The 13,924-nt window shown below is 28.7% G+C and carries 16 protein-coding genes and 1 tRNA gene; 8 read left to right on the top strand and 9 right to left on the bottom strand.

Annotation, left to right across the window (positions count from 1 at the left end):
- Nucleotides 1-195: 195 nt before the first annotated feature.
- A tRNA-Gly gene (locus tag RR643_RS03255) sits at nucleotides 196-269 on the bottom strand.
- A gap of 223 nt (nucleotides 270-492) precedes the next feature.
- Here RR643_RS03255 and RR643_RS03250 point away from each other — a divergent pair.
- Genes RR643_RS03250 through RR643_RS03240 form a run of 3 tightly spaced genes read left to right on the top strand, consistent with a single transcriptional unit; the run spans nucleotide 493 to nucleotide 1,862 of the window.
- Nucleotides 493-996 carry a YbhB/YbcL family Raf kinase inhibitor-like protein gene (locus RR643_RS03250; protein WP_332468949.1) on the top strand — a complete coding sequence of 168 codons (504 nt, stop codon included), beginning with the start codon at nucleotides 493-495 and terminating at the stop codon, nucleotides 994-996.
- 5 nt (nucleotides 997-1,001) lie between these two features.
- Nucleotides 1,002-1,505 carry an FUSC family protein gene (locus RR643_RS03245; protein ID WP_332482317.1) on the top strand — a complete coding sequence of 168 codons (504 nt, stop codon included), beginning with the start codon at nucleotides 1,002-1,004 and terminating at the stop codon, nucleotides 1,503-1,505.
- Between the two features lie 33 nt (nucleotides 1,506-1,538).
- Entirely contained in the window at nucleotides 1,539-1,862 is a 324-nt protein-coding gene (locus tag RR643_RS03240; protein ID WP_332472373.1) for a winged helix-turn-helix transcriptional regulator, read from the top strand.
- 52 nt (nucleotides 1,863-1,914) lie between these two features.
- On the opposite strand, the gene RR643_RS03235 is transcribed toward RR643_RS03240, so the two are convergent.
- Nucleotides 1,915-2,949, bottom strand: coding sequence for an MGDG synthase family glycosyltransferase (locus RR643_RS03235; protein WP_332482316.1), 1,035 nt, complete (start codon nucleotides 2,947-2,949; stop codon nucleotides 1,915-1,917).
- 1 nt (nucleotide 2,950) lies between these two features.
- The gene (locus RR643_RS03230) at nucleotides 2,951-3,955 is read right to left on the bottom strand and encodes a glycosyltransferase (RefSeq protein ID WP_332482315.1); all 1,005 of its coding nucleotides are present in this window, start codon (nucleotides 3,953-3,955) and stop codon (nucleotides 2,951-2,953) included.
- A gap of 257 nt (nucleotides 3,956-4,212) precedes the next feature.
- On the opposite strand from RR643_RS03230, the gene RR643_RS03225 reads away from it, so the two are divergent.
- The 4 genes from RR643_RS03225 (at nucleotide 4,213) to RR643_RS03210 (ending at nucleotide 7,489) form a co-directional block, all read left to right on the top strand.
- Nucleotides 4,213-4,869 carry a response regulator transcription factor gene (locus tag RR643_RS03225; RefSeq protein ID WP_332482314.1) on the top strand — a complete coding sequence of 219 codons (657 nt, stop codon included), beginning with the start codon at nucleotides 4,213-4,215 and terminating at the stop codon, nucleotides 4,867-4,869.
- A gap of 79 nt (nucleotides 4,870-4,948) precedes the next feature.
- Nucleotides 4,949-5,863 carry an ABC transporter ATP-binding protein gene (locus RR643_RS03220; RefSeq protein ID WP_332482313.1) on the top strand — a complete coding sequence of 305 codons (915 nt, stop codon included), beginning with the start codon at nucleotides 4,949-4,951 and terminating at the stop codon, nucleotides 5,861-5,863.
- Nucleotides 5,856-6,599, top strand: a complete 744-nt coding sequence (locus RR643_RS03215; protein WP_332482312.1) for a hypothetical protein — start codon at nucleotides 5,856-5,858, stop codon at nucleotides 6,597-6,599. The genes RR643_RS03220 and RR643_RS03215 overlap by 8 nt, the downstream gene beginning before the upstream one ends.
- 263 nt (nucleotides 6,600-6,862) lie before the next feature.
- The gene (locus RR643_RS03210; RefSeq protein ID WP_332482311.1) at nucleotides 6,863-7,489 is read left to right on the top strand and encodes a sensor histidine kinase; all 627 of its coding nucleotides are present in this window, start codon (nucleotides 6,863-6,865) and stop codon (nucleotides 7,487-7,489) included.
- 263 nt (nucleotides 7,490-7,752) lie between these two features.
- Here the strand turns inward: RR643_RS03210 and RR643_RS03205 are convergent, their stop codons facing one another.
- The 6 genes from RR643_RS03205 to RR643_RS03180 form a co-directional block, all read right to left on the bottom strand.
- Nucleotides 7,753-8,469, bottom strand: coding sequence for a hypothetical protein (locus RR643_RS03205; RefSeq protein ID WP_332482310.1), 717 nt, complete (start codon nucleotides 8,467-8,469; stop codon nucleotides 7,753-7,755).
- A gap of 717 nt (nucleotides 8,470-9,186) precedes the next feature.
- The gene (locus RR643_RS03200; protein ID WP_332472408.1) at nucleotides 9,187-9,918 is read right to left on the bottom strand and encodes a hypothetical protein; all 732 of its coding nucleotides are present in this window, start codon (nucleotides 9,916-9,918) and stop codon (nucleotides 9,187-9,189) included.
- Nucleotides 9,919-9,933: 15 nt separating this feature from the next.
- Nucleotides 9,934-10,497, bottom strand: a complete 564-nt coding sequence (locus RR643_RS03195) for a hypothetical protein (RefSeq protein ID WP_332482309.1) — start codon at nucleotides 10,495-10,497, stop codon at nucleotides 9,934-9,936.
- Between the two features lie 102 nt (nucleotides 10,498-10,599).
- The gene (locus RR643_RS03190) at nucleotides 10,600-11,310 is read right to left on the bottom strand and encodes a hypothetical protein (protein WP_332482308.1); all 711 of its coding nucleotides are present in this window, start codon (nucleotides 11,308-11,310) and stop codon (nucleotides 10,600-10,602) included.
- Nucleotides 11,311-11,322: 12 nt separating this feature from the next.
- A complete protein-coding gene (locus RR643_RS03185) occupies nucleotides 11,323-11,919 on the bottom strand; it encodes a matrixin family metalloprotease (protein WP_332472411.1) in 597 nt (198 codons plus the stop codon).
- A gap of 184 nt (nucleotides 11,920-12,103) precedes the next feature.
- Nucleotides 12,104-13,300, bottom strand: a complete 1,197-nt coding sequence (locus RR643_RS03180) for a helix-turn-helix transcriptional regulator (protein WP_332482307.1) — start codon at nucleotides 13,298-13,300, stop codon at nucleotides 12,104-12,106.
- 160 nt (nucleotides 13,301-13,460) lie between these two features.
- On the opposite strand from RR643_RS03180, the gene RR643_RS03175 reads away from it, so the two are divergent.
- Nucleotides 13,461-13,661, top strand: coding sequence for a hypothetical protein (locus RR643_RS03175; protein WP_332482306.1), 201 nt, complete (start codon nucleotides 13,461-13,463; stop codon nucleotides 13,659-13,661).
- The last annotated feature ends 263 nt before the right edge of the window (nucleotides 13,662-13,924 follow it).

Below are 13,924 nucleotides of genomic sequence, written 5' to 3'. Positions count from 1 at the left end.
ATTTAATTAGCTATTTTGATGAGATTATTATAATTTAAACTTTATAATTCAAAAAGTTATCTCCCTTTTTAACATCGAAAATATCTTACACTGCCCTGTATTATTAAAGTGTATAGATTTAAACACTTTCTTATAGAGTAGAAACAACATGAATAAAGCAAAAAAAAAGCCGATTAATTCGGCTTATTTTATAATTGGAGCAGATGAAGGGAATCGAACCCTCGTGTCGACCTTGGCAAGGTCGCGTTCTACCATTGAACTACATCTGCATTCTTAACTGACTGCCTTAGTATTCTAGCATATTTATTTTATTCAGACAATATTCTTTTTGAATTTTTTGACATTTTATCAATACATTTTCATTAAATTAACTAATTATTTCTTAATAAATTATTTTGCGATATCCAAACAATTATATGCCCACAAAAAAGTGGGTAATTTACGCATATCTAATTCTTATCTATACTACAAGTATACAAGGAGGAATTTATAATGAAAATTACAAGTAAAGGAATTAATAACGGCGTTTTTGACGATAAATATGGAGTAAGAGGAACACAGGTAAATAGTTATGGTGTCCCATCTTGTTCTTTCCCTTTTATGATTGAGGATGCACCAGCAAATACAAAATCCTATGCAATCGTATTAGAAGACAAAGATGCTTATCCTGTTTCTGGTGGGTTTGTATGGATTCACTGGTTAGCTGCGAATATCAAAAAGAATGAATTACAAGAAAATGAATCCATTAACGCTACCGATTTTATCCAAGGATCAAACAGTTGGACGAGCATGCAAGGAGGTCAACTACCTAAGGAAGCTACATGTTTCTACGGAGGAATGATGCCACCTGATCAAGCACATTTATACGAACTTCATGTTTATGCTTTAGATTCAGAATTAGATTTAGAAAATGGTTTCTTGTTTAATGAACTACACCATGCAATGGATGGACATATCTTAGAGTGCGCAACATTGAAAGGTCTTTATAACAACTAATTTTAATGAAAGTTGGATTAAGAACTTGGAAAACTGTTTTATCTGTTTTCATCTGTTTTATGCTTGATGAATTACGCAACAATGGAATACCATTTTATAGTGCAATAGCTTCCATTCTTTGTATCCAAAAAAATACAAAGGACAGTTTTAAAGAAGGAAAGAAACGAGAGATTACAACTATTATCGGCGCTATTGCAGGTGTTATCTACTTATATATCGAACGCTTACTTCCATCAATCCAATTTGATTTCATTCGTTATATCTTATTGTCTTTATTACTTATACCGATTATTCAAGTATCAAGACTTCTAAAACAAGAAGGCGGAACATTTCTAATGTGTGTTGTATTTTTAAGTGTAACTGTAAATCATAATTTAGATATAAGTCCACTTACATTTGCCATAAACCGTGTTATTGATACTTCAATAGGTATCCTTGTGGGTATATCAATTAATTCTATTCCCTTTCATAAAATTAAAGAAATATCGCTTAAGCACCCATCAATTTAAATGATGTGTTAAAATAATAGCGAGGTAGATGATATGAAACTAAGAGAATGCTATACATGCCCTTTGGAATTAACACATGACATGCTAAAAGGAAAATGGAAACCAATCATTTTATGGCGCTTACGACTTGGAAAAACCTCGCTTGCTAAATTACATAAAGATATCAACGGAATTACTGAAAAAATGCTGATTGAGCATTTAAAAGAATTAATCGAATATGGCTTTGTGACAAAAGATGTTCATGAAGGATATCCATTACGTGTTGATTATTATTTAACCGAAAACCGTGGTAGAAAAATCATTACCGTTCTAGAACAAATGCAAGAACTTGGATTAGAATACATGAATGAGAAATAATTTATTTAAACCTAAAAGTAGAGTATACCTCTACTTTTTTTGAATTTGGTTACTATTCAACCGACGAAAAATACTCTTGAATCGCTTTGTCCAATCTATAATCATTTGATATTTTGATTCCATACTGATTATTAACTAAAAAATCTAAATTTCGTTCTTCTTGACCTGCTATTGGATCAATTAAAAATAATGGAAGTTTTTTTGATATAACTTCAGATACCGTAAGTCCACCTGGCTTAGTTACAACGCAATCTGCTGCACTCATAAAGATTTCAATATTATCTACAAACCTATAAATATATAAATTTTCTTTATTACTATTCTTTTGTTTTAACTTCGTCATTTTATTAAATTGCTTTTTATTTTTTCCACATACCACTAGAAATTGATATGAATCAGGCAGTAATAGTAATTGCTTAACATATTTATAATAATCAACACATCCTACTCCCCCACCCATCATAAGCACCGTTTTTTTATTAGGATTTAATCCTAAAATATCACTAGATTTCTTTTTTGAATACATGATATTAAATTTAGGATCAATTGGTATTTTGTGAATCAATATCTGTTCCTCACGAATACCTCTACTTAACGCTTCACTTTTCATTAATTGATTATCAATCACGATATGTTCTATGTTGTCTACTTGTTCCCAAAAAGGGTGAATAGTAAAGTCTGTGACTATTCCATATGTTTGAGTTTGAATTATCTTTTCTACTTTTAGCTTATTCATTACTAATGCTGCAAATACATGCGTACAAAATATAATATCTGGTGAAATCAGTTTAATCTTTTCAATTATATTAGTTTCATTTTTTGTTGTAGCATATTTCACTAATTTAAATATGCTGCTAGATTTATTCGATGAGTTCTTTAAAGCATGATTATAAATAATGCGATATATTCCATTCATTTTTTTAGTTAAAATGTCATATCCTTTTTCGACAACCATCTTAATTCTATTATTTGTAGTTTGAAATAGATCAATAATTGTTACATCATCTTCACTAAAAGCACTTTGAAGTGATTTTGCAACCGAGTTATGTCCATATCCAGCCGTTACTGTAATAATTAAAATCTTCATTTCATTTACTTTCCTTACTAAGAAAGTCAGTATTTTGTTCTTTTCTCATATATATTGATTCATAGACTAATCTTAATTCTTTACCTATTTTATTCAAATTTCTTGCTTCAGCTGTTTTTTTAATTGAAGTAAGTTTTGGCAAATTATTATCAGTTACCTTCCTTACTAAATCAACAAACTCTAAATTATTGCGAGCCTTATAGCAATTTATCCCATCTTTCATCCAATCCTCAAATACTGGAATATCTCTAATGATAATTTGTTGATTTGATGCCAAAGCTTCTAAGACAACAATCCCCTCCGTTTCTTCATAGCTTGGAAAAAGAAAGGCGTCTGCACCTAGATATGCACCTTCGATTATGGTTCCACAGATATAACCTGGAAATAAGACATTTTCCGGGTGATTTTTTATTACTTCTCTAATTTTTCTAGGTATAGTAAGTAGTGGTGTATATCCAAACCAAATAAATGTTATCTCCGGAAGTTCTTTTGCGATTTCTACAAAATCTAATATTCCTTTTCTTTCAAAATAAAGACCTACTGAGATTACAACCTTTTGATTCATTGGAATATTGAATGCTTTTTTAAATGCATTTACTTTTGATTCAGAATATTCATATGTTTTTAAATCAATTCCATTACTAATTGAAAAGATCGGTTTGGATATTCCATATCCTTTTAATAATCCTTTTGCGTAATTTGTCGGAGTAATAATCGCATCTGCTTTTGAGTATAAATTAATTAAATGCTTTTTGAATAATGGTGATAATTGATTTGAAAGAATGAACGAATTTTGAAAATCTTCTTCGGTACTGTGAGCATGAAAAACAATTGGTATGTTTTTCTTTTTGCATTTATTTATTAAATTCATACTATTTGGTCCGATTGTATTAATGTGTAGAACATCAAAATCATCTTTACTATCCGTTGTAAAATCAATTCCTTCACGACGTAATGCTTCCATTTGATGCTTCATTGCTCTTCCTATTCCTGATCTTGATATCATTTTCTGTGCCTCAAAATATATTAATACTTTCATTTTTCTATACCTTCCTTATCTTGAACTCACCTTGATTATGATTAAAAAAGGTAAAGAAACTAGTAAAGAAAACAGTAAAAATTGAATAAAATTTTCCAAATTCAATATATGTTACGGTATATTTTCACTTCAAAAGTGAAGTTATCGAATATCATTGAATATTAAATATTTATATTGTATTATTGTGTTAACACAATAATTTAGAGAGGGATGATTGATAAGATATGAAAAATATTCTAATCGTTGATGATGATATGTTTATTGGCAACATGTTAGAGGAAACTCTTAGGCATGAAGGTTATTCTGTAAATAGATCTTATTCAGGATCTGAAACACTTTTGTTGCTTAAAACATATAAACCAGACTTAATCCTTCTGGATTTAATGATGCCAGGACTTTGTGGCGAAGATATTTTAGAGAAAATAAATGAATATCCAATCATCGTGGTCAGTGCGAAAACAGATGTAGCTAACAAGATACACTTACTTCAAAACGGTGCATGTGATTACTTAAACAAACCTTTTAACATTGATGAATTATTAGCTCGAATCGCTATACACTTAAAATCTGCTAATCCTCATTTACAAAAACGATTATTTTTTGATGATATAGAAATAAATATCGACCTTAGAACAATCACATATAACCAGCAATCCATCCACTTAACGAGAACTGAGTTTTCCATTCTAAAAGTTCTTGCGATTAATCCCACCCAAATTATCACAAAATCAAATTTACTTGAAAATATATCACAAGATACTCCTGATTGTACAGATTCATCCTTGAAAATGCATATGAGTAATTTACGAAAGAAACTTCGAGAATTAACTGGAAAAGAGTATATTGAAGCGATATGGGGTATCGGTTTCAAGTTAAAATAATATTTACTAATTCTTTACTATTAATTTATTAATTCCATTACTTATCAGATTTACCATTTATTTATAAGGAGTAATGCAAATGGAAAATATTTTAGAAATTCATTCACTTAGTAAAAACTATAATCATTTTAAAGCATTAGATTCATGTTCAATGACGATTCAAAAAGGCGCAATATATGGATTTATAGGCAAAAATGGTTCAGGAAAAACAACTTTGATTAGAATTATTTGTGGCTTACAAAATCAATCATCTGGAGATATCAAGTTATTTAATATTGATAATAAATCAAAAAACTTTAGTGAATCCAAAAAAAGGATAAGTGCTATTGTTGAAACACCAGCAATTTATTTAGAAATGAGTGCACACGACAACATCAAATACCAATACTACCTACAAGGAATTCCAACAATGGATGGTATAGATGAATTGCTTCGTATGGTGGGTTTAGAAAACTGTGGCAAGAAAAAAGCAAAGTTTTTTTCTCTAGGTATGAAACAACGTTTAGGCATTGCTATATCATTGGTGAATAATCCAGATTTCATTATATTAGATGAACCTACAAATGGATTAGACCCTCAAGGAATTATCGAAGTTCGCGAGCTTATACTCAAGCTCAATCGAGAATTAAATATCACTTTCTTAATTTCTAGTCATTTACTCGATGAGTTATCTAGAATTGCTACACATTATGGGTTTATTGATAGAGGCCATATAATTAAGGAAATAAGTTCAACTGACTTATTCAATGAATATGGAAAATTCATCATTATCAACGTTAGTGATACTACTGTATTATCTTGTGTTCTTGAAAAACTCAATTGTGAGTACAAGATTATTGATCACCAAATTGCTCATATTTATACAAAAGTTAAAATATCATTATTAGCTAAAGAACTAGAAAAACTGGGTTGCGAAATCGTATCAGTACATGAAATAGAAGAAACTTTAGAGAGCTATTATATCAATCTAGTGGGAGGAAATATCCATGCGTAGATTAACTAAATCCAATATTTATCGACTATTTCATTTTAAACCATTCTGGATTGCTTTTATTTTAGTGAATATTATTCAAGCATTTATGTCTTTAATTCTAGTACAACAAGGTTGTTTTCCAATTGAGTTTTCTTTCTTTTTCTCCCTTATCATGATTGGATTGTTAAGTCCTTTTTATCTAAGCATATTTTATGGAACAGAGTATAGTGATGGTACAATACGTAATAAAATAATTGCCGGGTTTGAGCGTTCGAATATCTATTTAAGTAGTCTATTCACAGGTATTGTCGCAACTTCTATTCTCTACTTCAGTAGTCTTGTTGTAGGAACAATCATTTCTTTTAAAAGAAATATTATTTTCAATGATGATATTTATCATTATCTTTTTATATTGTTAGTAGGTTGGATAATATGTATTGCCCTATCCACAATTTTCAACATAATAGGAATGTTGTGCGCAACTAAATCTAAAACATCAATGACTAGCATTATTATGACATTTATTTCATTTATAATGGGACTAATTTGTTATTCGCTTTATAGTCAAAGTATTGGATTGAATTCTTCTTCATATTTTTTTCAGTTTTTATTTGATATAAATCCATTTGTGCAAGGTATTCAATTATTTTCAATCAATGTATTGGACATCTGCAAAATTAGTTTATACTCAATTATTACTTCTTTAATAATAAATTCTTTTGGAGTGAATCAATTTTCAAAAAAGGATATCAAATGAATAACACATGTACAAATCTTTTAATTTTTATATCTCTTTTTTTAACTATGATTTTCATTATTCAAACCTTGAGAATTCATTTTATAAATAGAGAGCTAAATCAGATTAAATATTCTCTTAAACTCTCTATCAATAACGATACTAACTCTTTATTAACCACTTCCAGTTCAAATAAGTTTATCCTACAATACGTCATCGAAATAAATGAACTACTCAAGAGTCTATTAAAACAACGCAATAAATATATAAATAACAATCGAGATTTGCGCCATAAAATTTCGAATATATCTCATGATATCAGAACACCATTAACTGCAATTACTGGATATATTAACTTGCTCAAAAACGAAGAAACATCAGACAACGCAAAAAGATATATCAAAATAATCGATAATAGATTTGATTATCTTCAACAACTAACTGAAGAATTTTTTGAATACTCACTTTTAGAAGATCAAGTGATTGATAAAACACAAAAAATAATAATTAATGACCTTCTAGAAGAAAGTATTATTGGTTTTTATGCTTCGTTTAAAAATTATAATTTAACTCCAGTTATTAGTTTAACTGAAACAAAAGTAATAAGGCAGTTAAACTCAACATCAGTTATTCGTTTATTTACAAATATTTTAAGTAATATGTTGAAATATGCCGAAGGCGGAATTGAGATAATTCTCAACGACAATGGTGATATCTATTTTATTAACGAAACTACTAAGCTCAACTTTGTCGATGTAGATCATTTATTCAATCGTTACTACACAATTAATAACTCTAAAAAATCTTCAGGATTAGGATTGGAAATATCCAAACACCTAGTGTCACAAATGAATGGTTCATTAGATGCAAGAATTAAGGAAGGAAAGCTAATTATCCACATTCATCTATAAAGTAATAGAATAATTCTTTATCTTTTTAAAATCATCAGATCAAAACAATAAAAAACCTACATAGTAAGATGTAGGCACACTATAATAAATGGAATTCTATACCGTTTATCGATACCTAATCGTTTTAAAAGTTCTAACTAATATGTTCATGCCAAAGTTCAAGACTTAAAATTAACTAGAAATCATTGATTATGCTTATGTTTAAAATATTTAATTATTCACAAAACTACTCACTTAGTTATAATCATTTTTTAATAATTAATTTATTGTACAACTGTATTAAGTGATTCCCACTCATTTGTATAATTGTTATAGACTTGAATTTCGTTAGTTGTAGCTGAACGTAATTCTTGATTGCCAGTTTGGACTTCTCTCATTCCTCCTTGCCACCACATAATAGAATAAGCACTTGGATCTGTAACAGTATTTTCTGGATTTTTTAAATACATTAAATATGATTTTCCCACTTCTATTTTAATATCATCACCAAATGAATAGTCAACATATTGTGCATTTCCTACTTGTGGTTGATTTATTAATTTTTCTCTTTGTGCTGTTTTAAGTGAACTTAAATATTGTTGGTAAGATACAATTCCACCCATTCTAGTATATTTCACCTCTGAACCACTAGTAAGTTCACCTTTAAAGACAGATTCAATAATCAAAGTACCATAAGTATATGGTAAACATTTAGTTTGGTTGGATTTATTAATTACATCTGCCCCATCAATGGATTGTACTGTTGCAATAACTATAGAATCACTTCTCGCTTCAATTTCATTAGGGTCACTTGGATCTATTGAAATATCTGCATCCGATCTGACAACTAGTGTTTCATCTTCATTTATCGAATCATATGCATTATAGAAGTTATATTCCTGCTTATTTGCTACAAATGATTCGTTGTCTTTACTTTGACAACCTAGTAATACAAATGAACAGATAACTAATGTAAATAAATTTTTTAGAGTCTTAGTCATATATTTCCCTCACTGATTCCCTTATTTCATAACTATAGCGTCGTTATCTACTTTTTGAACACGTTGAACCTTCCTACTGTTACCTATGCCATATTACTATAGTCATTGTTAAAATCATGAAGTAACCTAAAAGAATGATTATACTTATATATTATAACATCAAGTGCTTCTTCATTTGAAAATATTGGTTTTTGAATTCACCATCATTAATCGTTATATCTCAATATGTCCAATTTGAACTGTCATAATTCATATTAATTAGTTTTCCATAATAGTGTTCAGTAACTGCATATACTATCTCTCAATAGTCAAAAAACATGTCAACTGGATCAGCATAAAAGTAAATACCACTTCTATAATTTGAACTAACAAATGTTACATTGATAAGTTTTGATCAACCTGGATGCACACATTTATTTGCTCCTCTTGAAATGTAAGTTTCCCAATAGTTTTCAACAGATTGGTTATCGATACAAACTGTTGTGTTTTTTACAACTTTTTCAAGTTTTCATACTGCTGACGGTGTGGCTGTAAAAACAGTAACTGTAGTAATAAATATACATAATAAAACAGAAAAATTATCGATGATTTTTTTCTTAATCACTCTTCTTTTCCCTTACGATAAAACATTTATCTTTCTCTAGGAATAGATTTCTTTTTTCATTAATTATAATAAAAGCAGTTTCTTGTACAGAAGCTGCTTTTTCATAGTGCTTACTATTTTAAATATACATCTATATAATTCTGTAAATCTTCATATTCACCTGTTACATTATTCTTTAGATTTGTATTGTCTAATGAATATAAATTTTTGGTGTTTTCGCTTATGATCTCACGTGTACCACCTTCATATCCGATAATAAAATATCTATCTGTATCTTCGTGATGCTTAGCATAGAATAAATATGATTTACCACTCTCGATATCAATATCCCCTAACATATATGATTTAATATAAGTGTAATTCTCATTTCCTTGCGAAAGCGATTTGATTTTCTCTACTCTTTCTTTAGGAGCATTTCTTAAAAATTCATTAACTGTTACTATCCCTCCACTTCTATAAAATTCTATTGAACCGGTTATATCTCCTTTTAACGACTGTATCACTTCAATTGAACCAGAGGTATATGGTATCGGACTGTACTCACCTTCAATCGGAGAACAAGTAGCATAATCTTTGGATATTATAGTTCCAATAAATACAACATCAGAGTTTGCTCGTAGGTCTAAAGGATCATTTACATCGTATATTGCATCACCTTGAGTTACGGTAGTAACTGTATTATCATCATTCAATTCGAATTCATTTGTATAATCATAATAAACTTGTTCTACATATCCTTCACTCTCAGTTTTGCTATTACTTTCATCTTCGGTTAATCCAGTCTCTGCCTTACTGCATCCAAATAGTATCAAACTTATAGAAAATAAAACTAATAATTTCTTCATCTTCACTTCACCTCTCTAATTTCCATATAACTCTACTATCGTGTCATTATCACATTTTTGCACAGTTGAAACCGCTCTATATTTTGCTTGCGCCATTATGCTATAAGGATTTCCATTATTCTCATCCATACCAAAACAGTGTCCAAATTCATGTCTCATTGTCGCAGGTAATGTAGATGAAGTTGATGTTCCTTTATTTATATTAACTTCATTATAAAACCATTGAGTATAAGAAATTTCATTAATTGTAAGTTGTTTGCTTCCTCTGATCCAAAAAGTAGTATACGCGTACATTCCATCAGTACTATTTGTGTATGCGTAAATATCGATTGTTGAACCAACCGAACTAGAAACAGCTGTCATGTTAATCGGATTAGCCCATCCTGTATAAACCCAATTATTTGCAGCATCATTTATTATTGAGGTAAACGCTGATGATCCACTGCTCACTGTATAAGTAACATTTCCTACACCTCGCTCTAAAGTTGACCCAACAACAGGATTTGTATAAGCAAATACATTAATCGATAAAAGCATTGTTAGAAATGCAATTGCAATTAAATATTTAATTCTTTTCATTAGATTCTCCTCATCTCTTTCTTTCTAAAATAATTTAATAAATATTATTTGAATAATCTTATTGATAATATAGTTATTTCTTCTTTGAATACTTATGCTCTTTTATTTATATGGAATTAATGAATTTAATGATTCCCATTCATTTGTAATATTGTTTAAAACTAAAATATCGCCATTACTTTGCGAATGTTCTTTAGTAGTGGTTGAGTTAACTTCTCGCAGCCCACTTTCCCAACCAATTATTTGATAAGAATTATTTTTTAAACTACCATTCTCTGGATTATTAAAATAAATTAAATATTTTTTTCCAACTTCAATATCAATATCATTTCCAAATACATATTTCACATAACCACGGTTTGATGCACCCAAGTAATCTCTTTTTTGTTGTTGAGCTGGTGACAAGGATTTATAGTAAGAGCCATAATCTACTATGCCACCACTTCTAACATAATTAACTTGCTCTCCATTAGTTAAATCCCCCTTTAAAACTGTTTCAATTGTTAATTTACCATAAGTATATGGATGGGTATATTTTCCCGTAGATTCAATAACATTACTTCCACCATCAATTGAATCAATAGTTGCGATTGCAATAGCATAACTTTTACTATAAATTTCTACTGGATTGCTTGGATCTCCATTAATATCACCCTCACCTTGCATAACGATCACATCACTCATGTCAATTGACAAATATGCATTATTACTTATCACCACATCTATTGATTCGTTCATTGTTGAAGAAGGTGAACATCCCGTCAATATTAATAAACATAAACTAATTGTTATTATTTTCATTTTCTTATTCATAATTATCCTCCACTATTGATATTTCGCTACAATAGCATCATTATCAACTTTTTGAACGGTTTCTACTAATCTAGAAGTAGACTGACACATAATACTGTATCGATTATTATTATCATGTTGTAATCCAAATGAGTGCCCAAGTTCATGTATTACTGTACCTTTGGCTTGTTCATTTGAAAATGTAGGTTTTCTAAATTCCGTATCATTTAAGGTTATTTCTGAAAATGTCCAATTCCAGTTTGTATCGATTGGATTAAATTCTTGTCCATATCGATAAAAAATCGTTTCGGCAAAAACAGTCCATCCTACTCCATCCCAAAGTGATCCATCATTCGCATAAAAATCAATAGTGCTACCATAATTTGAACTAACAAAAGTAATGTAAATTGGATTAGACCAACCTGGATACATCCAATTATTTGCACCACTTTTCATATAAGTTTCCCAATAATTTGCTCCTGTAATGCTATCAATATAAATTGTAGTGTTACCTACACCCTTTTCTGCTTTTCCATTGTAAGTGGGTGTTAAGGCATAAATATTTATTGCTCCTACAGATAGACATAGTAATGAAATTATACTGCATAGAATTATTTTTCTTTTATTCATAAGTATCCCTTCCTTATTTTATTTTTTTATTCTATTTTTATTTTCGTTTTATACCATACTTTTAATTTTTCACCTCCTAAATTCTTTGGTATCTCTATTTATACTTTAAACTATTTTATTAATATTTTGTGTTTTATAAGAATACACAAAAAAGGCTACTTAGGTAGCCTTTTAAACATATCATTCACCACATTTTATTTAAATTTTCTAAACAACTACAGACTTCTTTATAAGCCCTTTTTTCTTTATAATACTCAACTAAAAATGAATTTAGTATTGAACTGACTTCAATATCGTTACATTTCCTTGATGTTCTATATACATGAATTAAGTCATCCTTGTAATTCTCATCATATTTTTTCATTATTCTATTTTCTAATATATTGATAATATTTTTTTCATGTTCAGATTTTGAAGTTGATCTAAACTCTTGCATTTTTTCCATTGCATCATTGGTATTATTTAAGGCTATATCAATTAAAATACTATGAAAATAATACATAAATGCTTTATGAACACATTTATTAATCGTCTCTTTTGCTAAACTAAATTGATTGCTCTTATATAAAGCCCAAGACAAATTAGATAGAACAATAGATTTATCAACATCCATATCACTACTCATAAGAGAGTTATAGATGTCAATTGATTCCTCATAATTTCCTTTAAGCATAAATATATTAGCAATATGAAATTGAGAATAAAACATTCTCTTATAATTTAATTCAAGTCCAAGTCTATCTAGTGATTTCATACAATAAAATAACGCTAAACATAATTCATTAATTTTGTAATTATATATACCATAATGATAATAAAGTATACTAGTTGATTTACTAAATACTCCTAAACTGATTGCTTTTTTAAAATAATTACCTGCTTTATCTAAATCTTTGTACATATAGGCATATCCTAAGTAATCAAATATGATTTGTTGCTTTTCCAAAGTGAATAGGTAAGATAATTTGTCTATCTCAACTAAAAACTCCGTTTTTTCTATGCTTTCATCCTTATCGAATAAGACAAAGTACATTAAACTTATTATCATATATCTACTAAAAAGAAAAGAGTATTTATAGTTTTCTAAATCTTGAAGAACAGTTGAAACCTCTTCTTTTGTAGTCCTTAAATAAAGTATATCTAAATATATTCTACTTAATTTTGACTCTAATTGTGAACATTCTTCATAACTATGATAGGTTATATTTAAGCAATCAAATAGTTTTTCATAAATGAAGTCATCAACTTCTTCTCCATTTTCAATTTTAGATATGTAGCTTCTAGAAATACTTGCCCTATCTGCAAGTTGTTCTGCAGTTATCTTTCTCTTTTTTCTTTCTCTTCTTATCAAGATACCCAAAGAAATGCTTTCACTCTTCATAATCTTCCCTCCACTTAGATGTTAACATACTTCGTAGGTATAAGATGTGGTAAATATTCATTTAGAAAGATATTCTAAGGGTAATACATTACTAGAAAGTTTACAACAATTTTTGTTGTTAATATAAGTTATAATAATATTATAGAAGGGAGGTATCTAAATGTTAAAAATAATTAAAATGATTTCAACTTATTCAATTGTTTTATTATTAGTGGTCAGCGGTCATAATCAATTCTACACAAATAAAACTAATAGTAATTTATTACCATGTGTTTATGATCTTAAGTCTGGTGAATTATCGAAAGATAGTCCAGTACCTTGTGCAAACTTATCTAGAATAATTGAGGATGGACCTGGTTGATATAAATGAAAAGATAAGTTATCAACCTCAAAAATTTTTAAACTGAATTTATATTCACTAAATACTTGACCAGATTTTATCTATTCTTTTTAAACCATACTTGGCTGAGTATGGTTTTTTATTAACTACAAACAGAAAAATCGTTTTTATTTTTTTGTCTATTTGGCATAAATTCATTTTCACACAATATGAATTATTATATCAAAAAGAGATTATATTTCTTGCTAATTAAAAAATTTTATTTGTAACAATTTAGATAATCC

It is taken from the genome of Anaerorhabdus sp. (assembly GCF_036637135.1).
In the GTDB taxonomy this organism is placed as follows: Bacteria; Bacillota_I; Bacilli_A; order Erysipelotrichales; family Erysipelotrichaceae; genus Anaerorhabdus.
Note: the sequence above shows the minus strand (reverse complement) of the source record. Positions and strands in the feature narration are given on the sequence as shown.

Coding starts and splice junctions, on each gene's coding strand:
- RR643_RS03250 (WP_332468949.1), top strand. CDS start 493: ATGAAAATTACAAGTAAAGGAATTAATAACGGCGTTTTTGACGATAAA.
- RR643_RS03245 (WP_332482317.1), top strand. CDS start 1,002: ATGAAAGTTGGATTAAGAACTTGGAAAACTGTTTTATCTGTTTTCATC.
- RR643_RS03240 (WP_332472373.1), top strand. CDS start 1,539: ATGAAACTAAGAGAATGCTATACATGCCCTTTGGAATTAACACATGAC.
- RR643_RS03235 (WP_332482316.1), bottom strand. CDS start 2,949: ATGAAGATTTTAATTATTACAGTAACGGCTGGATATGGACATAACTCG.
- RR643_RS03230 (WP_332482315.1), bottom strand. CDS start 3,955: ATGATATCAAGATCAGGAATAGGAAGAGCAATGAAGCATCAAATGGAA.
- RR643_RS03225 (WP_332482314.1), top strand. CDS start 4,213: ATGAAAAATATTCTAATCGTTGATGATGATATGTTTATTGGCAACATG.
- RR643_RS03220 (WP_332482313.1), top strand. CDS start 4,949: ATGGAAAATATTTTAGAAATTCATTCACTTAGTAAAAACTATAATCAT.
- RR643_RS03215 (WP_332482312.1), top strand. CDS start 5,856: ATGCGTAGATTAACTAAATCCAATATTTATCGACTATTTCATTTTAAA.
- RR643_RS03205 (WP_332482310.1), bottom strand. CDS start 8,469: ATGACTAAGACTCTAAAAAATTTATTTACATTAGTTATCTGTTCATTT.
- RR643_RS03200 (WP_332472408.1), bottom strand. CDS start 9,918: ATGAAGAAATTATTAGTTTTATTTTCTATAAGTTTGATACTATTTGGA.
- RR643_RS03195 (WP_332482309.1), bottom strand. CDS start 10,497: ATGAAAAGAATTAAATATTTAATTGCAATTGCATTTCTAACAATGCTT.
- RR643_RS03190 (WP_332482308.1), bottom strand. CDS start 11,310: ATGAATAAGAAAATGAAAATAATAACAATTAGTTTATGTTTATTAATA.
- RR643_RS03185 (WP_332472411.1), bottom strand. CDS start 11,919: ATGAATAAAAGAAAAATAATTCTATGCAGTATAATTTCATTACTATGT.
- RR643_RS03180 (WP_332482307.1), bottom strand. CDS start 13,300: ATGAAGAGTGAAAGCATTTCTTTGGGTATCTTGATAAGAAGAGAAAGA.
- RR643_RS03175 (WP_332482306.1), top strand. CDS start 13,461: ATGTTAAAAATAATTAAAATGATTTCAACTTATTCAATTGTTTTATTA.